The organism is Enterobacter cloacae complex sp. P13B (genome assembly GCF_014895915.1).
GTDB classification, from domain to species: domain Bacteria; phylum Pseudomonadota; class Gammaproteobacteria; order Enterobacterales; family Enterobacteriaceae; genus Enterobacter; species Enterobacter bugandensis.
The window spans coordinates 62,382-87,289 of sequence record NZ_JADBQN010000031.1 but is presented as its reverse complement, the minus strand read 5'-3'; the positions used below and the strand labels follow the sequence as shown (position 1 = coordinate 87,289).

The following is a 24,908-nucleotide window of genomic DNA, read 5'->3' as shown; positions in this document are numbered from 1 at the left end:
TTGATAATAAAAAAAGGGTTAACTATAACCACTATATCACTTATAGCCTGACTGTATAGTACGGAACAAAAAATAATAATAAGGTAATAAAAAAGGGCCGGAAGTCCGGCCCTTTCACGGGTAAGCTACGGTTAAGAAAGATTATTTCTTGCCTTCAACCCATTTGCCATCGACAAAGAAGGCGGACCATCCGGTCGCTTTACCCTCTTTCTCTGCCGCAACGTACTGCTGCTTCGTTTTACGGCTAAAACGGACCACCGTCTTATTGCCTTCAGGATCCTGCTGTGGCGCATCGGCCAGATAACGCAGCTTCTCAGGCAGACGATCGCGGAAGCGATGCAGCTCTTCCACCAGCGGGGCGCGCGTTTCACGCGATTTCGGGAAGGTGTTGGCGGCCAGGAAGACACCTGCGGCACCATCACGCAGCACGAAGTACGCGTCGGATTTTTCACACGGCAATTCTGGCAGCGGAACCGGATCTTCCTTCGGCGGAGCAACCTCACCATTGCGCAGAATTTTGCGCGTGTTCTTACACTCGTCGTTTGTGCAGGCCATATACTTACCGAAACGCCCCATTTTCAGGTGCATCTCAGAGCCACACTTCTCGCACTCCACAATCGGGCCGTCATAGCCTTTAATGCGGAACTCACCCTCTTCGATCTCATACCCGTCGCACGTTGGGTTGTTACCGCACACGTGTAGCTTACGTTTAGGATCGATCAGATAGCTGTCCATCGCCGTGCCGCATTTTTTGCAGCGGCGTTTCGCGCGCAGGGCGTTGGTTTCCGCATCATCACCTTCCAGCACGTTGAGAACTTCGTTCTCCGGCACCAGGTTGATGGTTGTTTTGCAGCGCTCTTTTGGTGGCAGCGCATAGCCTGAACAGCCAAGGAACACGCCCGTTGTCGCAGTACGGATCCCCATCTTGCGGCCGCAGGTCGGGCAGTCGATGCTGGTAAGAACCATCTGGTTAGGCAGCATGCCGCCCTCTTCAGGATCTTTCTCCGCTTTCTCAAGCTGGTTGGTAAAGTCGCTGAAGAAGCTATCGAGAACCTTCTTCCACTCCGCCTTGTGACTGGCCACTTCGTCGAGGCTGTCTTCCATCTGCGCGGTGAAGTCGTAGTTCATCAATTCGCGGAAGTTAGCTTCCAGACGGTCAGTGACAATCTCACCCATTTTTTCGGCATAGAAACGGCGGTTCTCTACGCGAACGTAACCGCGGTCCTGAATGGTCGAGATGATTGACGCGTAGGTTGACGGACGGCCAATCCCGCGTTTTTCCAGCTCTTTAACCAACGACGCTTCACTAAAGCGCGCAGGCGGCTTGGTGAAGTGCTGGGCCGGAACCAGGTCGACAAGCGACAACTCGTCGCCTTTGTTTACCGCAGGCAGCGTACGGTCTTCATCACCTTTACGCAGTGCAGGCATCACTTTCGTCCAGCCGTCGAAGCGCAGAATACGACCGCGTGCCTTGAGGCGGAAGTCGCCCGCGCCAACGGTCAGCGTAGTGGAATCATATTTCGCTGGCGTCATCTGACACGCGACAAACTGACGCCAGATCAGCTGATACAGCTTCTGGGCGTCGGCTTCCATATCCTTCAGCGACTCGGCTAAAACAGAGACATCAGAGGGACGAATCGCTTCGTGCGCTTCCTGAGAATTCTCCTTGCTGGCGAACTGGTTGGCGCTTTCCGGCAGGTATTTTTTACCGAAGTTATCGCTGATGTAGCCGCGCACCATGTTCACCGCGTCCTGGCTCAGGTTCGTTGAGTCAGTACGCATGTAGGTGATGTAACCCGCTTCATACAAGCGCTGGGCCATCATCATGGTTTTCTTCACGCCGTAACCCAGACGGGTGCTCGCCGCCTGTTGCAGTGTGGACGTGATAAACGGCGCGCCAGGCTTGCTGCTGGTCGGCTTATCTTCGCGTTCCAGTACCTGATAGCGCGCTTTTTCCAGCAGCGCCACGGCGGCCATGGTCTGATCGCGGTTTTCAGGACGGAAAGGCTTATCGTTGTGATGGCTTACCTGCAGCGGCAGCGCATCACCGCCCGGGGTAGTGACATTGGCGTCAACTTCCCAGAACTCTTCCGGCACGAAGGCTTTAATTTCGCGTTCACGCTCAACGACAAGACGCACGGCTACAGACTGCACGCGTCCTGCGGACAGGCCGCGGGCAATCTTTTTCCACAGCAGTGGAGAAACCATGTAGCCCACAACGCGGTCCATAAAGCGACGCGCCTGCTGGGCGTTCACACGGTCGATATTCAGCTCGCCCGGCTTCTCAAACGCCTGACGAATCGCATTCTTTGTAATTTCGTTAAACACTACGCGGCTGTAGCGTTTGTCATCCCCGCCGATCACTTCCCGCAGGTGCCACGCAATGGCTTCCCCTTCGCGGTCAAGGTCGGTTGCGAGATAGATGTGGTCTGCTTTTTCAGCCAGCTGCTTCAGCTCGTTAACGACTTTTTCTTTCCCGGGCAGCACTTCATATTGTGCATCCCAGTTGTGCCATGGGTTAACACCCATGCGGTTGACAAGCGCGCTACGTTCATCCTTTTTAGGCTTTTTAGCCCCTTTGGTGGAGGTAGAGTCTGCGCTCTTTTTGCTGGCTGAGCCACTGGTCGGCAAATCGCGGATGTGACCAACGCTGGACTTAACCACGTAGTCATTACCCAGATACTTATTGATCGTTTTGGCTTTTGCCGGGGACTCAACGATGACGAGAGCTTTACCCATATTCACCTTTACCTAATTTAATTCTTCCAGGAATACGCCGCACGTTGATTTCCCTTCCGCTGACGACGAGCCAATGATATTGCGACTGCGTCAGGGGATATCAACCCCTATGTCTTACCGAACGTCAGAATGGCGACATCCAGGTCATTGAGTTTTCGGGTATTTTTCTCACATCTCGTATAATTCGTGACGAATTCCCGGTCGAATGTCAAGCAATTCTGTTGCCAGAATGACGAAAGCGCACACTCTACCTGATAAAATTCGTTACGCAACTTTATTAGCATGCAAAAGCAAATCCCGCCAACCTGCCCTCTGCATCTTATCCCCTCACATTACAGGGAAAATTTGCCCCCAAAGCGCCCCCGGCGTAGACTATTGTCACTGTTTAAGGAGTGGATTATGCAGAATACGACCCAACCCATTGACCGAGCCTCTCTGCTTATCGAAGCAAACAAGCTTATTCGTGACCATGAAGATACGCTGGCAGGCATTGAAGCCACCGGTGTTGAGCAACGTAATGGCGTGCTGGTTTTCAGCGGCGAATACTTCCTTGACGAGCAGGGGTTACCGACCCCGAAAAGCACTGCCGTGTTTAATATGTTTAAATACCTGGCGCATACGCTTTCAGAGAAATATCACCTGGTCGATTAATGCAAAACGCGAGGCATATGCCTCGCGTTTTTGTTTACAGCAGCGGTTTTTGTCCGCGCTGTAGCCAGCGAAGCAGCAGGCGGTCCGCGCTTTCCGCCGCACTGTTGGTAAAGCGGTCCATCAGCCGTTTGCGCTGTGTAAAGCGCACGCCTACCAGTTCCCGGCCTTCCATCAGGTTGAGCAGCAGGTCATCACTGGTACCTACTTCATCCACCAGCCCTTTTTCCTGCGCCTGGATGCCGTACCAGTGCTCACCGGTCGCCACCTGTTCAATATCCAGCGTTGGGCGCATGCGATGTACGAAGTCTTTAAAGAGATGGTGAGTTTCATTCAGATCTTCACGGAATTTTTGGCGCCCCTCTTCCGTGTTTTCCCCCAGCAGCGTCAGGGTGCGTTTGTACTGACCCGCCGTGTGAAGTTCGATATCAATCTCTTTATTTTTCAGGAAGCGGTTAAAGTTAGGGATCTGTGCGACCACGCCAATGGAACCTATGATGGAAAACGGCGCCGCAACGATTTTGTCCGCCACGCAGGCCATCATATAGCCGCCGCTCGCCGCGACTTTATCTACTGCCACGGTAAGTGGGATCTGCTTCTCGCGCAGACGCTGCAGCTGCGAAGCGGCCAACCCGTAACCGTGTACCACCCCGCCCGGGCTCTCAAGACGCACCACCACCTGATCCTGCGGCGTTGCCACGGCCAGAACCGCAGTCACCTCTTCGCGCAGCGAAGCGACTTCATGCGCATCCATGCTGCCTTTAAAATCGAGCACATAGACGCGGGGTTTTGCGTCGCCCTGCGGCGTCGCGAGCTTTGCCTTCGCCTTCGCGGCTTTGGCTTCCTGCTTGTGTTTTTTCTTCTGGGCTTTCAGCCACAGCTTCTGCTGATGGCTATCGAGCAGCGAGAGGGACATCTCTTCCTGCATCTCTTTATACTGCTCGCTCAGGCGGGTGATGCGTAACTCCCCACGCTGACGCTTGCGCTGCGTCAGGTTGACAATCAGAACGGCAACCACGGCAATGGCAATCACCACCGTCGCGATTTTGGCCAAAAACAACCCATATTGAGAAAGTAATTCCACGCGTTCCACCTTGATTTAACCACGAATCTTTCACGGCAGTGTACAACAGCCCTGCCCCTGCGTCTCGCCCGTGACATTACCTCTGCGAGCCGTCTTCAGGAATCCCCGCGCTGCGGTTTAAATATTTGCAAATTGTTAATTTTGCAGCAATGCGTCCTGTAGACTGATTGAATTCTCACGCTAATTCGGGCATAAAGCCGAAAAGTCATTATGAAGGCGTGATTGAGACACCGTGCGCCTGAGGAGTCACCGTGCATTATCAACCGCAAAAAAACCTGCTGCAGAACCGAATCATTCTTGTCACCGGCGCCAGCGATGGTATTGGTCGCGAAGCGGCCCTGACGTACGCTGAATATGGCGCAAGCGTAATTCTGATTGGGCGCAACGAAGAAAAGCTCAAAGGGGTCGCTCAGGAAATTGAGGCCGCAGGCGGCACACCTGCCCCCTGGTACACGCTCGATTTGCTGACCTGCACCCCAGCGCTCTGCCAGGAGCTTGCTCACCGTATCAGTACCCACTACCCACGTCTTGACGGCGTACTGCACAACGCCGGTTTGTTAGGTGAAGTGCGTCCAATGGATGAACAGGATCCTGAAATCTGGCAGCAGGTGATGCAGGTTAACGTTAACGGTACTTTTTTCCTCACGCAGGCCTTGCTTCCTTTATTACTCAAATCCGAGTCTGGATCTCTGGTCTTCACCTCTTCCAGCGTAGGCCGCGAGGGACGCGCAAACTGGGGGGCTTATGCTGTCTCAAAATTCGCGACCGAGGGCATGATGCAGGTGCTGGCGGATGAGTACCAGAGCCGGCATCTGCGCGTGAACTGCATTAATCCGGGGGGGACGCGCACCAGCATGCGCGCCAGCGCGTTCCCGACGGAAGATCCGCTGAAGCTGAAAACCCCGGCAGACATTATGCCGCTCTATCTCTGGCTGATGGGCGACGACAGCCGCCGCAAAACCGGAATGACCTTTGATGCCCAGCCGGGCCGCAAACCGGGAATTTCGCAATGAGTGAAGAACGTCATCAGCAGCGACAGCAGCGTCTGAAGGAACAGGTTGACGCGCGCGTCGCGGCAGCCCAGGACGAGCGAGGGATCGTCATTGTTTTTACCGGCAATGGTAAAGGCAAAACTACTGCCGCGTTTGGCGCCGCTACGCGCGCCGTCGGCCACGGGCAAAAAGTGGGGGTCATCCAGTTTATCAAAGGGGAATGGCCCAACGGTGAGCGTAATTTGCTTGAACCTCACGGCGTTGAGTTTCAGGTGATGGCGACCGGGTTTACGTGGGATACGCAGAACCGGGAAACCGATACCGCAGCCTGCCTTGCCGTGTGGAAGCACGCAAAAAGGATGCTGGCTGACCCGACATTAAATATGGTGCTGCTGGATGAGATCACCTATATGGTCGCCTACGACTACCTGCCGCTGGAGGAGGTGCTGGATGCACTGAAGAACCGCCCTGCGCACCAGACGGTTATCGTTACAGGTCGCGGGTGTCATCGTGAGATTCTGGAGCTGGCAGATACAGTCAGCGAGCTGCGTCCGGTCAAGCATGCGTTTGATGCAGGCATCAAAGCACAAATTGGCATTGATTACTAAAGAAAAAGCCCGGTGAGTTCACCGGGCTTTTTCAATTAACCGTTGTTATTCCGGTTGCCAGAGCGACGATTGCTGTTCACCTGGCTGTGGCGTTTAACCGCACGACGGATCTGATTCGCCTTCATACGACGACGATCTTTCTCCACCGCCACTTTAGAGGTGGTTTCCGGCGTCAGGCCAACCAGCTCGCGCAGGTAGTTAGTCTGGGTAAGATCCAGCTCGGTATAACCACCGCGCGGCAGACCTTTCGGCAGCAGAATGTCGCCGTAGCGAACGCGGATCAGGCGGCTAACCTGCACGCCTACCGCTTCCCACAGACGACGCACCTCGCGGTTACGGCCTTCGGTCAGGGTCACGTTGTACCACTGGTTAATCCCTTCACCACCGGTAAATTTGATGGTTTTGAACGCCGCAGGGCCGTCTTCCAGCTGCACGCCACGCGACAGATCGCGCAGTTTATTTTCGTCGACCTGGCCGAAAACGCGAACGGCGTATTCACGCTCTACTTCACGGCTTGGGTGCATGAGGCGGTTTGCCAGTTCACCATCGGTGGTGAACAGCAGCAGACCGCAGGTGTTCACGTCCAGACGCCCCACCGCAATCCAGCGGGCGCCGCGCAGTTTTGGCAGACGGTCAAACACCGTTGGACGACCTTCCGGGTCGTTGCGCGTACACAGCTCGCCTTCCGGCTTGTAATACGCCAGCACGCGGCAGATCTGTTCCGCGGACTCTTTCACGGAGATAAGATGACCGTCAATGCGGATCTTGAGCCCCGGTACGATTTCTACGCGGTCACCCAGCGTGGCGATTTTACCGTCCACACTCACGCGGCCCGCTTCTATAATGGCTTCGATTTCACGGCGTGAGCCGTGGCCGGCGCGCGCCAGCACTTTCTGTAACTTCTCGCTCATTGAGCTTCCTCAGGTGTCGCCTTCACAGGCGTCGAATCAGGTCAAAAGCAGAGCCGAGCCCTACTTTGATGGCCGCGTAGTATATCTGCTTACACCTTTACAAGAAAGGCTTAACATCACCCACGCCTTCACGAATCACTTCAGGCGCGTCTTCGGTCAGATCCACAACGGTAGTCGGCTGCTGGCCGAGATAACCTCCGTGAATAATCAGCTCCACCACCTTCTCCAGACGATCTTTTATCTCCTCCGGATCGGACTCGGTAAACTCGCTGCCCGGCAGCATCAGTGAGGTAGAGAGCATCGGTTCGCCGAGAGTTTCCAGCAGCGCCTGGGCAATCGGGTTTGACGGCACGCGCATGCCGATAGTCTTACGCTTTTCCTGCAGCAGGCGACGCGGCACCTCCTTCGTCCCTTTCAGAATGAAGGTGTAGTTACCCGGCGTGTTGTTCTTGATCAGGCGAAACGCCACGTTGTCGACATACGCATAGGTCGACAGCTCAGAGAGGTCGCGACACATCAGGGTAAAGTTATGGCCGTCCGGCAGCTGACGGATGCGACATATTCGCTCCATCGCCCCTTTATCTTCAATTTTACAGCCCAGCGCGTAGCCGGAATCGGTCGGGTAGACTATCACGCCGCCTTTGCGGACGATCTCCACGGCCTGGTTAATCAGACGTGGCTGCGGGTTGTCCGGATGGATATAGAAAAACTGACTCATACTTCCCTCTCTTCAATTTGCTGCGGCTGCTCCCAGAGCTGCCAGACCGGCTCAACGCCAGCGGGTAGCCAGAGCTTGCGTCCCAGCTCGATCCACGCGCAGGGCTGGTGGAAATCAGAGCCCTGTGACCCTAGCAGGCCAAACTGGCGAGCGTAAGTCGCGAGCTGCGCGCGCTCGTTGGGCGCCTGCTGACACTGGGCGACTTCCATCGCCTCGCCACCGCATTCGGCAAAGTGCGCCAGCAGCCGTTTCAGCCATTTAGCAGAAAGATTATACCGTCCCGGATGGGCCAGCACGGCCTTACCGCCAGAATGATGAATGACATCAATAGCTTGTTTTATTGTACACCACTGTGGCGGAACGTATCCGGTTTTCCCGCGCGCCAGATACTTTTTAAAGACATCCGCCATGGTCGTCGCTTTGCCCGCTTCAACCAGAAAGCGGGCGAAATGACCGCGGGTGACCGCCCCGCCGTTCGCCAGCTTTTGCGCACCTTCCAGCGCGCCCGGAATATGCGCCTTCTCCAGACGCTCGCCGATCATCTCCGCGCGCTGGTTGCGGCGCGTTTTTTGTTCTTGCAAAAAGGCAAGAAGTGCCGGATGTTCTATATCAATGTTCAGGCCAACGATATGAATCTCATGGTTTTCCCAGACGGTCGAGATCTCGACGCCGGGCACCAGATTCAGCGCCAGCCCGCTGCGGGCGATCTCGGCGCGCGCTGCCGGAATGGCATCTGTCGTATCGTGATCGGTTATCGCCAGCGTGCCGACGCGCATTTCAACCGCGCGATGAACCAGGGCTTCGGGTGTCAGCAGGCCATCAGAGGCCTGAGTATGGCTGTGTAAATCATAAATAATCGTGTAGGTGGTATCGCTCAAAGCACTTCCCATAACAGGTTGGAGACATCCGAAAACGCCATGATACCGACTTAACGTGAAATTCTGAAATCAAGGGTTGACAATACGCCATCGAACTAGTTAACTAGTACGCAAGTTCACACGAGAAAGGTATCTGAAAATGACAGCACATTTCACTCTGCACGGTTGGTGGCGCACTTCCTGATCTTCGGGCAGTGTCACGCATCTGCGAAATGCAAACAGATACCCGCCCGCTACCCAGCGGGCTTTTTTTTGAACAGAATAAATGAGAACCACAACATGCAAACAGCCAAACCTCATCTCGAACTGTTGACCTGCGAAGCGGTTTATCGCCACAACCCGACCGCGCTGTTTCATCAGGTGTGCGGCGCGCGTCCGGCGACGCTGCTGCTGGAGTCTGCGGATATCGACAGCAAGGACGATCTGAAAAGCCTGCTGCTGGTCGACAGCGCGCTGCGCATTACCGCGTTAGGTGACACCGTCACCATTAAGGCGCTCTCTGATAATGGCGCATCGCTGCTGCCGCTGCTGGATGCGGCTCTGCCCGCGGGCATCGACAATGAACGTCACCCGGACCTGCGAATTCTGCATTTCCCGCCGGTAAGCCAGCTGCTCGACGAAGACGCACGCCTCTGCTCGCTGTCCGTGTTCGATGCCTTCCGCCTGCTGCAAAATCTTGTCACCGTGCCGGAAGATGAGCGCGAAGCAATGTTCTTCGGCGGGCTGTTTGCTTACGACCTGGTCGCCGGTTTTGAAGATTTGCCGGAAACCGAGCAGGGCAACCGCTGTCCGGACTACTGTTTCTACCTGGCCGAAACCCTGCTGGTGATCGACCATCAGAAAAAATATACCCGCATCCAGGCAAGCCTGTTCACGCCGTCTGCGTCTGAGAAAAACCGCCTTGAGCATCGCATCGCTCAGCTCCGGCAGCAGATGACGGAAGCGCCGCCTGCGCTGCCGGTACAGCACGTGGAAAAAATGACATGCGACGTTAACCAGACCGACGATCAATACGGGGCCGTGGTTCGCCAGATGCAAAAGGCTATTCGCGCCGGGGAGATTTTCCAGGTTGTGCCGTCCCGCCGTTTCTCGCTGCCCTGCCCGTCACCGCTGGCGGCTTACGACGTGCTGAAGAAAAGCAACCCGAGCCCATATATGTTCTTTATGCAGGACAATGATTTCACGCTGTTCGGCGCCTCGCCGGAAAGCTCGCTGAAGTACGACGCCACCAGCCGCCAGATTGAGATCTACCCGATTGCGGGCACCCGTCCGCGTGGCCGTCGTGCCGATGGCTCGCTGGACCGCGATCTGGACAGCCGCATCGAACTGGAAATGCGAACCGACCACAAGGAGCTCTCCGAACACCTGATGCTGGTTGACCTGGCGCGTAACGACCTGGCGCGCATTTGCACCCCGGGCAGCCGCTACGTGGCAGACCTGACCAAAGTTGACCGTTACTCCTTCGTGATGCACCTGGTCTCCCGCGTGGTGGGTGAACTGCGCAGCGACCTCGACGTGCTGCACGCCTACCGCGCCTGCATGAATATGGGCACCCTGAGCGGCGCGCCGAAAGTGCGCGCCATGCAGCTTATCGCCGAAGCGGAAGGACGTCGTCGCGGGAGCTACGGCGGCGCGGTAGGTTACTTCACCGCACACGGCGACCTTGATACCTGCATCGTGATCCGCTCCGCCTACGTCGAAGACGGTATTGCCACCGTTCAGGCCGGCGCCGGGATTGTTCTTGACTCTGTTCCGCAGTCAGAAGCTGACGAAACCCGCAGTAAAGCACGCGCGGTATTGCGCGCCATCGCTACCGCACACCACGCACAGGAGATTTTCTGATGGCTGACATTCTGCTGCTCGATAACATCGACTCCTTTACCTATAACCTGGCAGATCAGCTGCGTGCGAATGGTCACAACGTCGTTATCTACCGCAACCACGTTCCGGCTCAGACCCTGATTGACCGTCTGGCGACCATGCAAAACCCGGTGCTGATGCTCTCCCCGGGGCCGGGCGCGCCGAGCGAAGCGGGCTGTATGCCCGAACTGCTGACCCGCATGCGCGGCAAGCTGCCGATTATCGGTATCTGCCTTGGTCACCAGGCAATCGTGGAAGCCTACGGCGGTTACGTCGGCCAGGCGGGCGAGATCCTGCACGGTAAAGCCTCCAGCATTGAACATGACGGCCAGGCAATGTTTGCCGGGCTGCCGAATCCGCTCCCGGTCGCGCGCTATCATTCGCTGGTCGGCAGCAACATTCCGGCCGGGCTGACCATCAACGCTTCGTTTGAAGGGATGGTGATGGCGGTACGCCACGATGCGGATCGCGTCTGCGGGATGCAGTTCCACCCGGAATCTATTTTGACCTCCAATGGCGCCCGCCTGCTGGAGCAGACCCTTGACTGGGCGTTACAGAAACTGGAGCAGACCAACACCCTGCAGCCGATTCTGGAAAAACTGTATCAGGCGCAGACCCTGAGCCAGCAGGAGAGTCACCAGCTCTTCTCCGCCGTGGTGCGCGGCGAGCTGAAGCCCGAGCAGCTGGCGGCGGCGCTGGTGAGCATGAAAGTGCGTGGCGAAAGCCCGCAGGAGATCGCCGGTGCGGCAACCGCGCTGCTGGAAAATGCCGCCCCGTTCCCGCGTCCGGACTATCAGTTTGCGGATATCGTCGGGACCGGTGGCGACGGCAGCAACAGCATCAATATTTCGACCGCCAGCGCCTTTGTGGCGGCGGCCTGCGGCCTGAAGGTGGCCAAGCACGGTAACCGCAGCGTCTCCAGCCGTTCAGGCTCGTCCGATCTGCTGGCCGCGTTTGGCATCAATCTGGAGATGAATGCCGAGCGTTCGCGTGAAGCGCTGGACGATTTGGGCGTTTGCTTCCTGTTTGCACCGAAGTACCATACCGGTTTCCGCCACGCGATGCCGGTTCGCCAGCAGCTTAAAACCCGCACGCTGTTTAACGTGCTCGGCCCGCTGATCAACCCGGCCCATCCGCCGCTGGCATTAATTGGCGTTTACAGCCCTGAGCTGGTCCTGCCGATTGCCGAGACGCTGCGCGTGCTGGGTTACAAACGCGCCGCCGTGGTGCACAGCGGCGGAATGGATGAAGTTTCGCTGCATGCGCCGACGCTGGTGGCCGAGCTTAACGATGGTGAAGTACTCAGCTATCAGCTTGAGGCGTCTGATTTCGGCTTAACGCCGTACCATCAGGAAGCGCTGGCAGGCGGTACGCCGGAAGAAAACCGTGACATTCTGACGCGCTTACTACAAGGTAAAGGTGAGGCCGCTCATGAGGCCGCCGTGGCTGCCAACGTCGCCATGCTGATGCGTTTGCACGGTGAGGAAGACCTGAAGGCCAACGTTCAAAAAGTTCTGGATGTACTGCGCTCCGGTGCAGCTTACGATCGCGTTACCGCACTTGCGGCAAGAGGGTAAAGAATGCAGACCGTTTTAGCGAAAATCGTTGCCGATAAGGCCATCTGGGTGGAAGCACGCAAAGCAGAGCAGCCGCTTGCCAGTTTCCAGAATGACGTCGTCCCAAGCAGCCGTCGTTTCTATGACGCCCTGCAGGGTGCACGTACCGCCTTTATTCTGGAGTGCAAAAAGGCCTCTCCCTCAAAAGGCGTTATTCGTGACGATTTCGACCCGGCGCGTATCGCCGGTATTTATAAGCATCATGCGTCGGCAATCTCCGTGCTGACGGATGAGAAATATTTCCAGGGCAGCTTCGATTTTCTGCCGATCGTCAGCGGCATCGCACCGCAGCCGATCCTGTGCAAAGACTTTATTATCGACCCGTATCAGATCTGGCTGGCGCGTTTCTACCAGGCCGATGCCTGCCTGCTGATGCTCTCGGTACTGGACGACGAACAGTATCGGCAGCTTGCTGCCGTGGCGCACAGCCTGAAAATGGGCGTGCTGACCGAAGTGAGTAACGAAGAAGAGCTTGAGCGCGCCATCGCGCTGGAAGCCAAAGTGGTCGGCATCAACAACCGCGATCTTCGCGACTTGTCGATTGACCTGAACCGCACCCGCCAGCTGGCGCCACGTCTGGGTGCAGGCGTCACGGTGATCAGCGAGTCCGGCATTAACAGCTATGCCCAGGTGCGCGAGCTGAGCCACTTCGCCAACGGTTTCCTGATTGGCTCCGCCATGATGGAACATGACGACCTCAATGCGGCGGTGCGTCGCGTGCTGCTGGGTGAGAACAAAGTCTGCGGCTTAACCCGCGAACAGGATGCGCTGGCCGCGTATGAGGCTGGAGCAATCTATGGCGGTTTAATCTTCGTCGACACCTCTCCTCGGGCAGTCAATGAGGAACAGGCCCGCAAGGTAATCGCGGCGGCCCCGCTGAGCTATGTTGGCGTGTTCCGCAATGCGGATGTCGCGGACGTTGTGGCAAAAGCCGACGCGTTATCCCTGAGTGCCGTTCAGCTCCATGGCGATGAAGATCAGGCGTATATCAATGCCCTGCGCGACGCGCTGGCACCGCAGGTTCAAATCTGGAAAGCACAAAGCGTGGGCACCACCCTGCCCGCACGTAATCTTCACCACGTTGACAAATACGTGCTCGACAACGGCCAGGGCGGCACCGGGGAACGTTTTGACTGGTCGCTGCTGAACGGCGAAACGCTGGACAACGTTCTGCTGGCGGGCGGACTAAGCCCGGATAACTGTGTGGAAGCCGCGAAAACCGGCTGCGCAGGCCTCGATTTCAATTCAGGCGTAGAGTCGCAACCGGGTATCAAAGATGCCAGCAAGCTGGCCTCGGTGTTTAAAACTCTGCGTGCATATTAAGGAAGAGAAGATGACGACATTACTTAACCCGTATTTTGGTGAATTCGGCGGGATGTACGTTCCGCAAATCCTGATGCCCGCGCTGCGCCAGCTGGAAGAAGCGTTCGTGAGCGCGCAGAAAGATCCTGCGTTTCAGGCGGAGTTTACCGACCTGCTGAAAAACTACGCCGGGCGTCCAACCGCGCTGACCAAATGCCGCAACCTGACCGAAGGCACCAAAACCACGCTGTATCTTAAGCGTGAAGATCTGCTGCACGGCGGTGCGCACAAAACTAACCAGGTGCTGGGCCAGGCGCTGCTCGCGAAGCGTATGGGTAAAACCGAAATCATCGCCGAAACCGGCGCAGGTCAGCACGGCGTGGCCTCGGCGCTCGCCAGCGCCCTGCTCGGCCTGAAGTGCCGCATCTATATGGGTGCTAAAGACGTTGAGCGTCAGTCGCCGAACGTGTTCCGTATGCGCCTGATGGGTGCGGAAGTGATCCCGGTGCACAGCGGTTCTGCGACGCTGAAAGATGCCTGTAACGAAGCGCTGCGCGACTGGTCCGGCAGCTATGAAACCGCGCACTATATGCTCGGCACCGCGGCAGGTCCTCACCCGTTCCCGACCATCGTGCGCGAATTCCAGCGCATGATCGGTGAAGAGACCAAAGCGCAGATCCTTGAAAAAGAGGGTCGCCTGCCGGATGCAGTCATTGCCTGCGTCGGCGGCGGGTCTAACGCCATCGGCATGTTTGCCGATTTTATCGACGAAACCCGCGTAGGGCTGATTGGCGTCGAGCCTGCCGGACATGGGATTGAAACCGGCGAGCACGGCGCGCCGCTGAAGCATGGCCGCGTTGGGATCTACTTCGGCATGAAAGCCCCGATGATGCAGACCGATGAAGGGCAGATTGAAGAGTCTTACTCAATTTCTGCCGGACTGGACTTCCCGTCCGTTGGGCCACAGCACGCGTTCCTGAATAGCACGGGGCGCGCGGACTATGTCTCCATTACCGATGACGAAGCGCTGGAAGCCTTCAAAACGCTGTGCCGCAGCGAAGGGATCATCCCGGCGCTGGAGTCTTCTCATGCGCTGGCGCACGCGCTGAAAATGATGAAAGAGAACCCGGAAAAAGAGCAACTGCTGGTGGTGAACCTTTCCGGTCGCGGTGACAAAGATATCTTCACCGTTCACGATATTTTGAAAGCACGAGGGGAAATCTGATGGAACGCTACGATAACGTATTTGCAGAACTGAAATCCCGCCAGGAAGGCGCGTTCGTCCCCTTCGTTACCCTGGGCGACCCGGGCCCTGAGCAGTCTCTGAAAATTATCGACGCCCTGATTGAAGCCGGTGCCGATGCGCTGGAGCTGGGTATTCCGTTCTCCGATCCGCTGGCGGATGGCCCGACCATCCAGAACGCCACCCTGCGCGCCATTGCGGCAGGCGTGACCCCAACCCAGTGCTTTGAAATGCTGGCGGCGATCCGCCAGAAGCACCCGACCATTCCGATTGGCCTGCTGATGTACGCCAACCTGGTGTTCAACCGTGGTGTTGACGAGTTCTATGCAGAATGCGCGCGCGTGGGTGTCGACTCGGTCCTGGTAGCAGACGTGCCCGTGGAAGAGTCCGCGCCGTTCCGCCAGGCTGCGATGCGTCACAATGTCGCCCCTATTTTCATCTGCCCGCCTAACGCGGACGATGAACTGCTGCGCCAGATAGCCTCTTACGGACGCGGGTATACCTATCTGCTTTCGCGCGCGGGCGTGACTGGCGCCGAGAATAAAGCGGCCCTGCCGCTGCATCATCTGGTGGAAAAGCTGGCCGAGTACCATGCCGCGCCGCCGCTGCAGGGCTTCGGGATCTCCTCTCCGGATCAGGTCACCGCGGCAATTGAGGCGAAGGCGGCGGGTGCCATTTCCGGCTCTGCGATTGTGAAGATCATCGAGAAGAATGTGGACAAGCCCGAGCAGATGCTGAGCGAATTGAAAGCGTTCGTGACCGCCATGAAGGCGGCGACGCGTAAAGCATAATCCCTCCACCGTCTGGCAACCCTGCCAGACGGTTACTCCTCCTTCTCCATCCTCTCCAAAGGATTACGTCAAAATTGATCCCGTCGATATTTTCGGTGTGAATAGCTTTTCAAACTTTCGCGTAAGCGTATGATCTGGACTCTTTTTAGCACTAATCCTTCTGAGTTCAGAGGCTTATTCATGTCATGGCAATCCTTCAAACAGACTTACCTGGTTAAGTTCTGGTCACCAGTTCCGGCCGTTATCGCGGCAGGCATTCTCTCTACTTATTATTTTGGCATTACCGGCACCTTCTGGGCCGTGACCGGCGAGTTCACCCGCTGGGGTGGACAGCTGCTGCAGCTTGCAGGCGTGCATGCCGAAGAGTGGGGATACTTTAAGCTCATTCATCTGGACGGCACCCCGCTTACCCGCATCGACGGGATGATGATTATCGGCATGTTCGGCGGCTGCTTCGCTGCGGCGCTGTGGGCAAACAACGTTAAGCTGCGCATGCCCAAAAGCCGCGTTCGCATCATGCAGGCGGTAGTCGGCGGCATGATTGCCGGGTTTGGTGCCCGCCTGGCGATGGGCTGTAATCTGGCCGCGTTCTTTACCGGGATTCCGCAGTTCTCCCTTCATGCCTGGTTTTTTGCCGTAGCCACGGCGATTGGCTCTTACTTCGGAGCAAAATTCACCCTTCTGCCGCTGTTCCGCATTCCGGTGAAAATGACAAAAGTCAGCGCGGCGTCCCCGCTAACCCAAAAACCGGAGCAGGCAAAGCGCCGTTTCCGCCTCGGAATGCTGGTCTTTTTCGCCATGGTGGCATGGGCGCTCTGCACCGCCCTGAACCAGCCTAAGCTCGGTCTGGCGATGCTGTTCGGCGTGGGTTTTGGTCTGCTCATTGAACGCGCGCAGATCTGCTTCACCTCCGCGTTTCGCGATATGTGGATCACCGGGCGCACGATGATGGCGAAAGCGATTATCGCCGGGATGGCGGTCAGCGCCATCGGCATCTTCAGCTATGTCCAACTGGGCGTCGAACCGAAAATCATGTGGGCCGGTCCTAACGCGGTCATTGGCGGCCTGCTGTTCGGCTTCGGGATCGTGCTGGCTGGCGGGTGTGAAACCGGCTGGATGTATCGCGCCGTCGAAGGCCAGGTGCACTACTGGTGGGTGGGTCTGGGAAATGTGATTGGCTCGACGATCCTGGCGTACTGCTGGGATGACGTGTCTCCCGTTCTGGCCACCAACTGGGACAAGGTCAACCTGCTCAACACCTTCGGGCCTCTCGGCGGCCTGCTCGTTACCTACGCCCTGCTGTTGGTTGCTTTTTTACTGGTCGTCGCACAGGAGAAACGTTTCTTCCGCCGTGCGAGCGTTAAAACAGAAACGCAGGAGAATGCAGCATGAAGGAGATCGTGCCTGATTATCGTCTGGATATGGTTGGTGAGCCCTGTCCTTATCCGGCGGTTGCTACGCTTGAAGCCCTGCCGCAGCTTAAAAAAGGGGAAATACTGGAAGTGGTCAGCGACTGCCCGCAGTCCATCAACAACATACCGCTGGATGCAAAAAACCACGGTTATACGGTGCTGGATATCCAGCAGGATGGCCCAACCATTCGCTATCTGATTCAAAAATGATCGCTAAGGGCCTCGCAAGGGGCCTTTATCCTATTGAATTATAAGCCATGTTGATCCACGGCAAAAACGCGATTTTTGACTTAAGTAAAATCTCATTTCCCTGTTGAAGGAGGTTTTCACGGTTTGATGTATTTACGAGCTTTACTGGTTTTCGCCTTATTCATTCCCTTCCACGCACTGTCCCTGAATTTTTCTTCGACCTTCCTGCGTCTTAATTGCCCGGAAAGAGGACTTGTCGAGGTTATTCTGCACGTCTATGACCATACTCAGGAACGATGGCGCGGTCATTTTGAAACTGGCGCGGGTCATAAACGTGTGGGTGATACCGAAATTATCCCGTTTGCCAACGGTGATATTCTCTTCCATTCCCTGTCCAGCGACGCTTTCAGCTATTTATATGATGGGGAAAAGATCCTGAGGCACTGCGTAAAGCTTGATGAGCGGCAGGTTTATCCGTCGTTTTGAAGCGAGCAAAGCAAACTGGCCACCCTGTGGCCAGTTTGACGGGGATCAGAAACGATAACCCGCAGAGAACATAAACACCCACGGATCCAGGCGAGTACTGATACTTTGCTGCTCACCGCCCGCCTTAAAGCGTACGTCCGTATCAATATCCATATACCAGACCGAGGCGTTGATCAGCCAGTCGCGATTAATCAGGTAATCCAGACCGACCTGTCCCGCCATGCCCCACGAATCCTTCAGGCTGAGGTCCGTCAGCCCCGCCTCTTTACCGGTATCGTTGAATTTCTCATCAAAGAAGGTGGTGTAGTTCACACCGGCGCCAATATATGGACGCACCTTGCTGCTTGAGTCGCCAAAGTACCATTGCGCCATCAGCGTTGGCGGTAAATGGTGAACCGTGGCGATATCACCGGTCGCACCAAGACCGACACGGTGACGGAACGGCGTTGCCGCCAGAAGCTCAACCCCAACGTTATCAGTCGCCATCCAGGTGAATGTTAAACCTAACTGGGTGTTGTTACTGACGTTAAAACCGCCCATACCCAGCACGTTATCCGATCCTTCAGTTGGGCGAACCGTAGCCGAACCGGCACGAATAAAGAATTCGCCTGCTTCATGCGCATACGCGCCGCCAGAGAGACTGCTTAATACAAGGGCTGCCACCGCTAATTTTTTCATATCCGCTCCATCGTTGTGGTTTTAATCGCGGATGAGAATATACTCACAAAAGAGTAATAAGTGATCTGCCACAGATCACATTAAAACCAGTAAGTTAACATTCATTGATCTGGGTTAATTTTTTGTGGCGCTTTGAAAAGCAATAAGTTGTTTCTATGTCAATTTTTGGCATTTCACAGTTACAAAATTTTCTCTTTTCCCCCTCTTGCTCTTCCTCTGTCGGCTGGATAATTTATCGCTCTCACAAGTTGATTTGATGCGTTCTTTTTGCAGGTGTGCCATGAGTGAAGTTAACCCGTGCATGACGTGCGGAGCCTGTTGTGCGTATTTTCGAGTCTCTTTCTACTGGGCTGAAGCCAGCGATGGCGGCGGTACCGTTCCGGTTCATCTAACTGAGCCGTTAACCCCCTTTCTGCGCTGCATGAGCGGAACCAATCAAAAGCAGGCCCGCTGTGTCGCGCTGCAGGGTGAGCCCGGGGTTTCGACCCGGTGCGCGATCTATGAGGATCGCCCCAGCCCGTGCCGGGAATTTGCCATGTCGGGGGAAGATGGGCAGGTCAACGAAGCTTGTAATCGCGCCCGCGCGCGCTTTGGATTACCGCCGCTTTACAAAGATATGCTTTTCCATACAAGCCTTGATGCTGCCACAGCAGGTTCATCCGGTGTACAATTGCCGGCTAATTAACACCTGCAATACGCAAGGAGAGTGCATGTCTATCACGGCGAAGTCTGTCTACCGTGACACGGGAAATTTTTTCCGCAATCAGTTCATTACCTTTTTACTGATCGCGTTGCTTTGCGCCTTTATCACTGTGGTGCTGGGTCATGCGTTCTCACCGAGTGAAGAACAGATTGCCAGCCTGAGCCAGGGCGACCATCTTGCAGGAAGCGTGGGGCTATTTGAACTGGTGCAAAACATGACGCCAGAGCAGCAACAAATTCTGCTCCGGGCGTCTGCCGCATCCACGTTTTCTGGCCTGATTGGTAACGCCATTCTGGCGGGCGGCGTTTTGCTGATGATCCTACTGGTGTCGGCGGGCCACCGGGTCAGCGCCTTGCGGGCGATTGGCGCCAGCGCGCCGGTCTTACCTAAGCTGTTTATCCTGATCTTTTTAACCACCATGCTGGTGCAGATGGGAATTATGCTGGTTGTGGTGCCGGGCGTGTTACTGGCTATTGTGCTCGCTTTTGCCCCAGTAATGGTCGTGCAGGATAAAATGGGAATTTTTACCGCGATGCGCAGCAGCATCAGGCTGGCATGGGCGAACATGCGTCTGGTTGCTCCTGCCGTGATGGGCTGGCTGCTGGCAAAAACGCTCCTGCTCCTGTTTGCTCCGAATTTTGCGGTATTAACCCCGAACGTCGGCGCGGTGGTCGCGAATACACTGAGCAACCTGATTTCAGCGGTGCTGCTTGTCTATCTGTTCCGCCTGTATATGTTAATTCGTCAGTAACCCTGATGCCGGGTGCATGACAGGGCCCGGCTCAACAAAGAAGATGGAATCACAGAATGAAGCAGTTTCTTGATTTTTTACCGCTGGTGGTCTTTTTCGCGTTTTACAAACTGTATGACATTTATGCTGCCACCACGGCGCTGATTATTGCGACAGCGGTTGTGCTGATCTATAGCTGGGTGCGCTACCGTAAAGTTGAAAAAATGGCGCTGGTGACGTTCGTCCTGGTCGCCGTATTCGGTGGGCTAACCCTCTTCTTCCACAATGATGAATTTATCAAGTGGAAAGTGACGGTGATCTACGCGCTGTTTGCGGGTGCGCTGCTCATCAGCCAGTGGGTGATGAAAAAGCCGCTGATCCAGCGCATGCTCGGCAAAGAGCTGACGCTGCCTCAGGAAGTCTGGTCGCGCCTGAATATCGCCTGGGCGGTGTTCTTTATCCTTTGCGGTCTTGCCAATATCTATATCGCTTTCTGGCTGCCACAGAATATCTGGGTCAACTTCAAGGTCTTCGGCCTGACGGCCCTGACGCTGATATTCACCCTGCTAAGCGGCATTTATATCTATCGCCACATGCCGCAGGACGACAAGCACTGATTGCTGACTGACCAGAACGTGTTCGACAGGCGTTCTGGTCTATTCTCTCCGCTGTGAAATCATAGTAGCATCCCGCCTGAAGTCTTCCGTTATGAGTTAAAACAATGACAACAAATAACGCCCCTCAGGGCGAACTGGTTTTACGCACACTGGCAATGCCCGCTGACACCAATGCCAATGGCGATATTTTTGGCGGCTGGCTGATGTCGCAGATGGATATGGGCGGCGCAATTCTGGCAAAAGAGATTGCTCACGGACGCGTGGTGACCGTGCGGGTGGATGGAATGACCTTCCTGCGCCCGGTTGCAGTAGGTGATGTGGTTTGCTGTTACGCCCGCTGCGTAAAGCGCGGCAATACATCCATCTCCATCAACATTGAAGTCTGGGTGAAGAAAGTCTCTTCTGAACCGATTGGACAGCGCTATAAAGCAACTGAAGCGCTGTTTATTTATGTCGCTGTCGATAGCGACGGTAAACCTCGTCAGCTTCCGCCAGCCTGATTGGCAGGCAAAAAAAAGCCTCCTTTCGGAGGCTTTTCTTATTCCATCTGCGCCCCGCCATTCAGGCGGAAAACAATGTTCACGATCAGTCCGCTTCCCGGTTTACCGGGTTCGTAGCGCCATCTGCGCATCGCCGACTTCACTTCGCGCTCAAACATATTTGAAGGTTGCGCAGACAGAATTTCCACGTTATCCACGCGGCCATCCGCAGTCACGTCAAATTTCACCCGTACGCGACCTTCAATACGCAAGGCCTGAGCCCGCGCCGGATACTGAGGCTGATTACGGCTCAACGCACGTGGGCCCGCTGGTGCGGCAACCGTCGGCTTCGCCGCCGGTGCGCTGTTATTCATGACCGGACGCGAAGGCGCTGTATTCTCGACCGGCTGGGTCGCGCGCGGTTCAACCGGGCGTTCTTCACGTTTCGGACGCTCCTCGACCTTCTTCACCGGCTTTGGCTTCGGCTTAGGTTTTGGCTTCGGTTCAGGTTTGTGGATCACCACCGGTGCCTCCTTCGGTGGCTCCGGTACAGGCTCGGGTTCCGGTTCAGGCTCAGCAACCGGCTGTGGCGGGGGTGGCGCAACCTGCGGCGGTTCGAGATCCGCTGGCGAGACCATGGTTACCGAGATCGGCTGGGCGGGTGCGGGCATTTCAATAACCTGATGAACCGAGGTGTAGAGCAAACCCGCCACGACGGCACCGTGAATCACGACGGACAACAGCGTCGGCCAGGGAAAGCGGCGAGGTAAATCAAGGGTCATCGAAGTCATAATCATCAACGTTAAAAAACCGGACCCTGATTTTAAATGCAAATAGCAATCATATTCAATAAGACACTTTGTTCTGGCGCAATTTAAGCGCAGGAGTGGTCAAAAAAAGGACATCCAGATCGGGGTATTAACGTTGTTTTTATCTTTACATTGCAGTCAATTGCCCTTTCACATAACGTAACTGACACTTTATAACGCTTAAGGAGCTTCACCGTGCTTTACGTGATTTACTCTGAAGATATCGCTGATTCCCTCGAAAAACGTCTCTCTGTTCGCCCTGCCCATCTGGCTCGCCTGCAGCTGCTCCAGGACGAAGGCCGTTTGCTGACCGCGGGTCCAATGCCTGCTGTTGACAGCAATGACCCGGGAGCCGCCGGTTTTTCTGGCTCCACGGTTATTGCTGAGTTTGAGTCTCTTGAAGCGGCGCAGGCCTGGGCTGACGCAGACCCATACGTTGCGGCGGGTGTGTATGCAAAAGTGACGGTGCGACCGTATAAGAAAGTGTTCTGAGGTAAAAAGGCTCCCTCAGGAGCCTTTCTTCACATCAATGCAGTGACGCTAACCGCGCCGCAAACCCGACAAACAGCAGCCCTATCAGCCCGTTCCCCAGCTTTGCCAGCTTCTTTTTGGTTTTCAGATAACGCGTAACAAACGCCCCAGAGAAGATCAGAAAGCTCATGTACATAAAGCTAATCAGCTCAAGCGTGGTAGCGAGGATCAGGAAAGAGGTCCCGGTATTTTGCGCATTCACGTCGATAAACTGCACAAAGAACGAAACGTAGAACAGAATCGCTTTTGGATTGGTCAGGCTCAGGACGAGGGAGCGTTTCATGATCGTGCTGGCAGGCTCGGTTCCACTCTCTTGAGCGTTATTCTGACGTGTGATCACCGACCAGAGCATTTTTCCGCCCAACCACAGCAGATAGAAAGCCCCGAGATAGCGCACGATATTAAAGAGCACGGGGGTCGTCTGGATCAATGCCGCAACACCCGCCCAGGCCAGGAACATCAATACCGCATCACCGATAAACACGCCGGTCGCGGCAAGATACCCTTTTTTCACACCGTGACCGATCCCCGTTTTCAGCACAAACAGGGTGTTTGGCCCGGGAACCAGCACGATAAAAAATGCGCCAACAACATACGTCCAGAAATTCAGTACACCAAACTCCGCAAACACCTCTCCCTCCTTTTGCTAAAAATAACCGGAATATCGCCGCAATAACGATATTCGCAAAATAAGACACAATATAATCAGCGGGCACCTTGCGGTGCCCTCATGGGTTTCAGATATCCTGGACTGCGAACAGCAACGCATTGCGGTGCCGGGTCAATCCACATTTTCTGATGGCGTGGATACGCATATTGCGGCGGGATTGTGCTTCCAGCCAACGAGCCTTGCGACGACTCACCTGTCGCAACATACGCCAGCGCCCTACTTCTGTTCTACTGCGCTTCATGTCTACAACTCTTTCTCAAACAGAGCCGCCATTATAAACCCAACCCGACAGCAAACCAGCGCTTTTACCTGGCGTTTTTATTTGCCAGATGAATCCTGATGCGTACACTCATAACAATACGCTTTCAAAAGGATTTTTTTATCTATGACAACCTTCTACACCGTGGTGAGTTGGCTGGTCATTCTGGGATACTGGCTGTTAATCGCGGGTGTGACGTTACGCATCCTGATGAAGCGCAGAGCCGTACCCTCTGCCATGGCCTGGCTTCTGATCATTTATATCCTCCCACTGGTGGGAATTATTGCCTATCTTTCTTTCGGTGAGCTTCATCTGGGTAAACGCCGTGCCGAGCGCGCGCGCGCAATGTGGCCTTCCACCGCGAAATGGCTTAACGATCTCAAAGCCTGCAAGCATATCTTTGCCGAGGAGAACAGCAGCGTCGCCTCCTCACTGTTTAAGCTCTGCGAGCGCCGCCAGGGGATTGGCGGCGTTAAGGGCAATCAGCTCCAGCTTCTGACGTCGTCCGATGATGTCATGCAGGCGTTAATCCGCGATATTCAGCTGGCTCGCCATAATATTGAGATGGTGTTTTATATCTGGCAGCCCGGCGGCATGGCTGACCAGGTCGCTGAATCCCTGATGGCGGCCGCACGCAGGGGGATCCACTGCCGTCTGATGCTGGACTCCGCGGGCAGCGTGGCATTTTTCCGTAGCCCCTGGGCGGGCATGATGCGTAACGCCGGTATCGAGGTGGTTGAGGCACTGAAGGTGAATCTCCTGCGCGTGTTTCTGCGACGGATGGACCTTCGCCAGCACCGTAAAATGGTCATGATCGATAACTATATTGCCTACACCGGCAGTATGAACATGGTTGACCCGCGCTTCTTTAAACAGGACTCCGGCGTCGGGCAATGGGTGGATCTGATGGCGCGAATGGAGGGGCCGATTGCCACCTCGATGGGCATCGTTTACTCCTGCGACTGGGAGATAGAGACCGGCAAGCGTATCCTGCCGCCACCGCCGGATGGCAATATTATGCCGTTTGAAGAGGCCAGCGGTCATACAATTCATACCATCGCTTCCGGACCGGGCTTCCCGGAGGACTTGATTCACCAGGCGCTGCTGACGGCAACCTACTCCGCGCGTGAATATCTGATCATGACGACGCCCTACTTTGTCCCCAGCGATGATCTGCTGCACGCGATTTGTACCGCAGCGCAGCGCGGCGTCGATGTCAGTATCATTCTGCCACGCAAAAATGACTCCCTTCTGGTGGGCTGGGCCAGCCGTGCCTTCTTTAGCGAACTGCTTGCCGCCGGGGTGAAAATTTACCAGTTTGAAGGCGGGCTCCTGCACACCAAGAGCGTGCTGGTCGACGGCGAATTAAGCCTGGTGGGCACGGTTAACCTTGATATGCGCAGCCTGTGGCTAAACTTTGAAATCACCCTGGTGATTGATGACGCCGGCTTTGGCGGTGACCTGGCGGCGGTTCAGGATGACTATATCTCCCGTTCGCGGCTGCTGGATGCCAGGCTGTGGGTAAAACGTCCGTTATGGCAGCGAATAGCTGAACGACTGTTTTACTTCTTTAGTCCGTTGCTGTAAAACGTGCCCAACGATGTTAAACAGGTAGTCATCATGGAAATGGATCTGAACAATCGCCTGACCGAAGACGAAACGCTCGAGCAGGCCTATGACATTTTTCTCGAACTGGCGGTTGATAACCTCGATCCCGCAGACGTGATCCTCTTTAATCTGCAGTTCGAAGAGCGCGGCGGTGCCGAATTGTTCGACCCTTCAGAGGACTGGGCCGAACATGTAGATTTCGACCTGAACCCTGACTTCTTTGCCGAAGTGGTTATTGGGCTGGCTGATGAAGACGGCGGTGAAATTAACGACATTTTTGCGCGCGTCCTGCTGTGTCGTGAGAAAGACCACAAGCTGTGTCACATACTCTGGCGCGAATAATAAAA

28 protein-coding genes and 1 other annotated feature are annotated in these 24,908 nt (G+C 55.6%); of the genes, 18 read left to right on the top strand and 10 right to left on the bottom strand.

Going from position 1 to position 24,908, the window contains the following annotated elements; translation table 11 throughout:
• Positions 1-141: 141 nt before the first annotated feature.
• Positions 142-2,739, bottom strand: a complete 2,598-nt coding sequence (gene topA / locus IM273_RS14075; RefSeq protein ID WP_041909639.1) for a type I DNA topoisomerase — start codon at positions 2,737-2,739, stop codon at positions 142-144.
• A 399-nt stretch (positions 2,740-3,138) separates the two neighbouring features.
• Between topA and IM273_RS14070 the strand changes: the two genes are divergently transcribed.
• A complete protein-coding gene (locus tag IM273_RS14070) occupies positions 3,139-3,390 on the top strand; it encodes a YciN family protein (RefSeq protein ID WP_003856804.1) in 252 nt (83 codons plus the stop codon).
• 34 nt (positions 3,391-3,424) lie between these two features.
• Here IM273_RS14070 and sohB read toward each other — a convergent pair whose 3' ends face one another.
• Positions 3,425-4,471: a protease SohB gene (gene sohB, locus IM273_RS14065; protein ID WP_041909637.1), complete on the bottom strand. Its 1,047-nt coding sequence runs from the start codon at positions 4,469-4,471 to the stop codon at positions 3,425-3,427.
• A 251-nt stretch (positions 4,472-4,722) separates the two neighbouring features.
• Between sohB and IM273_RS14060 the strand changes: the two genes are divergently transcribed.
• Positions 4,723-5,484 carry a YciK family oxidoreductase gene (locus IM273_RS14060; RefSeq protein WP_028013406.1) on the top strand — a complete coding sequence of 254 codons (762 nt, stop codon included), beginning with the start codon at positions 4,723-4,725 and terminating at the stop codon, positions 5,482-5,484.
• Positions 5,481-6,071, top strand: coding sequence for a cob(I)yrinic acid a,c-diamide adenosyltransferase (cobO, locus tag IM273_RS14055; protein WP_193051362.1), 591 nt, complete (start codon positions 5,481-5,483; stop codon positions 6,069-6,071). The genes IM273_RS14060 and cobO overlap by 4 nt, the downstream gene beginning before the upstream one ends.
• A gap of 35 nt (positions 6,072-6,106) precedes the next feature.
• On the opposite strand, the gene rluB is transcribed toward cobO, so the two are convergent.
• The 3 genes from rluB to rnm form a co-directional block, all read right to left on the bottom strand.
• Positions 6,107-6,982, bottom strand: coding sequence for a 23S rRNA pseudouridine(2605) synthase RluB (gene rluB, locus IM273_RS14050; protein WP_045260662.1), 876 nt, complete (start codon positions 6,980-6,982; stop codon positions 6,107-6,109).
• 97 nt (positions 6,983-7,079) lie between these two features.
• The gene (locus IM273_RS14045; RefSeq protein WP_003856793.1) at positions 7,080-7,700 is read right to left on the bottom strand and encodes an L-threonylcarbamoyladenylate synthase; all 621 of its coding nucleotides are present in this window, start codon (positions 7,698-7,700) and stop codon (positions 7,080-7,082) included.
• Positions 7,697-8,578, bottom strand: a complete 882-nt coding sequence (rnm, locus tag IM273_RS14040; RefSeq protein WP_193051364.1) for an RNase AM — start codon at positions 8,576-8,578, stop codon at positions 7,697-7,699. Before rnm ends, IM273_RS14045 begins: the two co-directional genes overlap by 4 nt.
• Positions 8,579-8,717: 139 nt before the next feature.
• On the opposite strand from rnm, the gene trpL reads away from it, so the two are divergent.
• The 8 genes from trpL (at position 8,718) to yedF (ending at position 17,012) form a co-directional block, all read left to right on the top strand.
• Positions 8,718-8,762, top strand: coding sequence for a trp operon leader peptide (gene trpL / locus IM273_RS22740; RefSeq protein WP_106993556.1), 45 nt, complete (start codon positions 8,718-8,720; stop codon positions 8,760-8,762).
• Positions 8,739-8,832, top strand: a sequence feature (Trp leader region). Its footprint overlaps the gene before it by 24 nt.
• A gap of 25 nt (positions 8,833-8,857) precedes the next feature.
• Positions 8,858-10,420 (top strand): anthranilate synthase component 1, encoded by a 1,563-nt coding sequence (locus IM273_RS14030; protein WP_063942357.1) that lies wholly within the window; start codon positions 8,858-8,860, stop codon positions 10,418-10,420.
• On the top strand, positions 10,420-12,015 hold the full coding sequence (trpD, locus tag IM273_RS14025; protein WP_193051366.1) for a bifunctional anthranilate synthase glutamate amidotransferase component TrpG/anthranilate phosphoribosyltransferase TrpD: 1,596 nt from the start codon (positions 10,420-10,422) through the stop codon (positions 12,013-12,015). Before IM273_RS14030 ends, trpD begins: the two co-directional genes overlap by 1 nt.
• A gap of 3 nt (positions 12,016-12,018) precedes the next feature.
• The gene (gene trpCF, locus IM273_RS14020; RefSeq protein ID WP_193051368.1) at positions 12,019-13,377 is read left to right on the top strand and encodes a bifunctional indole-3-glycerol-phosphate synthase TrpC/phosphoribosylanthranilate isomerase TrpF; all 1,359 of its coding nucleotides are present in this window, start codon (positions 12,019-12,021) and stop codon (positions 13,375-13,377) included.
• A 10-nt stretch (positions 13,378-13,387) separates the two neighbouring features.
• The gene (gene trpB / locus IM273_RS14015; protein ID WP_028013413.1) at positions 13,388-14,581 is read left to right on the top strand and encodes a tryptophan synthase subunit beta; all 1,194 of its coding nucleotides are present in this window, start codon (positions 13,388-13,390) and stop codon (positions 14,579-14,581) included.
• Positions 14,581-15,390: a tryptophan synthase subunit alpha gene (gene trpA, locus IM273_RS14010; protein WP_193051370.1), complete on the top strand. Its 810-nt coding sequence runs from the start codon at positions 14,581-14,583 to the stop codon at positions 15,388-15,390. Before trpB ends, trpA begins: the two co-directional genes overlap by 1 nt.
• Positions 15,391-15,570: 180 nt before the next feature.
• Positions 15,571-16,782 (top strand): selenium metabolism membrane protein YedE/FdhT, encoded by a 1,212-nt coding sequence (gene yedE / locus IM273_RS14005; RefSeq protein WP_193051372.1) that lies wholly within the window; start codon positions 15,571-15,573, stop codon positions 16,780-16,782.
• Positions 16,779-17,012 (top strand): sulfurtransferase-like selenium metabolism protein YedF, encoded by a 234-nt coding sequence (gene yedF / locus IM273_RS14000; protein ID WP_003856774.1) that lies wholly within the window; start codon positions 16,779-16,781, stop codon positions 17,010-17,012. Before yedE ends, yedF begins: the two co-directional genes overlap by 4 nt.
• Before the next feature lie 156 nt (positions 17,013-17,168).
• Here the strand turns inward: yedF and IM273_RS13995 are convergent, their stop codons facing one another.
• A complete protein-coding gene (locus IM273_RS13995; protein WP_048998820.1) occupies positions 17,169-17,378 on the bottom strand; it encodes a hypothetical protein in 210 nt (69 codons plus the stop codon).
• A 144-nt stretch (positions 17,379-17,522) separates the two neighbouring features.
• Positions 17,523-18,155, bottom strand: a complete 633-nt coding sequence (gene ompW / locus IM273_RS13990; protein WP_193051374.1) for an outer membrane protein OmpW — start codon at positions 18,153-18,155, stop codon at positions 17,523-17,525.
• 280 nt (positions 18,156-18,435) lie between these two features.
• Here ompW and IM273_RS13985 point away from each other — a divergent pair, with 280 nt between their 5' ends.
• From IM273_RS13985 to yciA, 4 genes are all read left to right on the top strand, one after another.
• Entirely contained in the window at positions 18,436-18,840 is a 405-nt protein-coding gene (locus IM273_RS13985) for a YkgJ family cysteine cluster protein (protein WP_045630545.1), read from the top strand.
• 25 nt (positions 18,841-18,865) lie between these two features.
• Positions 18,866-19,609, top strand: coding sequence for a YciC family protein (locus IM273_RS13980; RefSeq protein WP_193051376.1), 744 nt, complete (start codon positions 18,866-18,868; stop codon positions 19,607-19,609).
• Between the two features lie 56 nt (positions 19,610-19,665).
• Positions 19,666-20,205, top strand: coding sequence for a septation protein A (locus IM273_RS13975; RefSeq protein ID WP_028013419.1), 540 nt, complete (start codon positions 19,666-19,668; stop codon positions 20,203-20,205).
• 104 nt (positions 20,206-20,309) lie between these two features.
• A complete protein-coding gene (yciA, locus tag IM273_RS13970; protein ID WP_041909616.1) occupies positions 20,310-20,705 on the top strand; it encodes an acyl-CoA thioester hydrolase YciA in 396 nt (131 codons plus the stop codon).
• A gap of 38 nt (positions 20,706-20,743) precedes the next feature.
• Here the strand turns inward: yciA and tonB are convergent, their stop codons facing one another.
• A complete protein-coding gene (tonB, locus tag IM273_RS13965; RefSeq protein ID WP_049138284.1) occupies positions 20,744-21,466 on the bottom strand; it encodes a TonB system transport protein TonB in 723 nt (240 codons plus the stop codon).
• Positions 21,467-21,688: 222 nt separating this feature from the next.
• Here tonB and IM273_RS13960 point away from each other — a divergent pair, with 222 nt between their 5' ends.
• Positions 21,689-21,985: a YciI family protein gene (locus tag IM273_RS13960; RefSeq protein WP_028013422.1), complete on the top strand. Its 297-nt coding sequence runs from the start codon at positions 21,689-21,691 to the stop codon at positions 21,983-21,985.
• Positions 21,986-22,019: 34 nt separating this feature from the next.
• Here IM273_RS13960 and leuE read toward each other — a convergent pair whose 3' ends face one another.
• Positions 22,020-22,655, bottom strand: a complete 636-nt coding sequence (gene leuE, locus IM273_RS13955; protein ID WP_028013423.1) for a leucine efflux protein LeuE — start codon at positions 22,653-22,655, stop codon at positions 22,020-22,022.
• Between the two features lie 106 nt (positions 22,656-22,761).
• Complete coding sequence (locus IM273_RS13950) at positions 22,762-22,935, bottom strand: YciY family protein (protein WP_086379783.1); 174 nt, start codon at positions 22,933-22,935, stop codon at positions 22,762-22,764.
• 144 nt (positions 22,936-23,079) lie between these two features.
• On the opposite strand from IM273_RS13950, the gene cls reads away from it, so the two are divergent.
• Positions 23,080-24,540: a cardiolipin synthase gene (cls, locus tag IM273_RS13945; RefSeq protein WP_028013424.1), complete on the top strand. Its 1,461-nt coding sequence runs from the start codon at positions 23,080-23,082 to the stop codon at positions 24,538-24,540.
• A 33-nt stretch (positions 24,541-24,573) separates the two neighbouring features.
• Positions 24,574-24,903 carry an HI1450 family dsDNA-mimic protein gene (locus IM273_RS13940; RefSeq protein ID WP_006810881.1) on the top strand — a complete coding sequence of 110 codons (330 nt, stop codon included), beginning with the start codon at positions 24,574-24,576 and terminating at the stop codon, positions 24,901-24,903.
• The last annotated feature ends 5 nt before the right edge of the window (positions 24,904-24,908 follow it).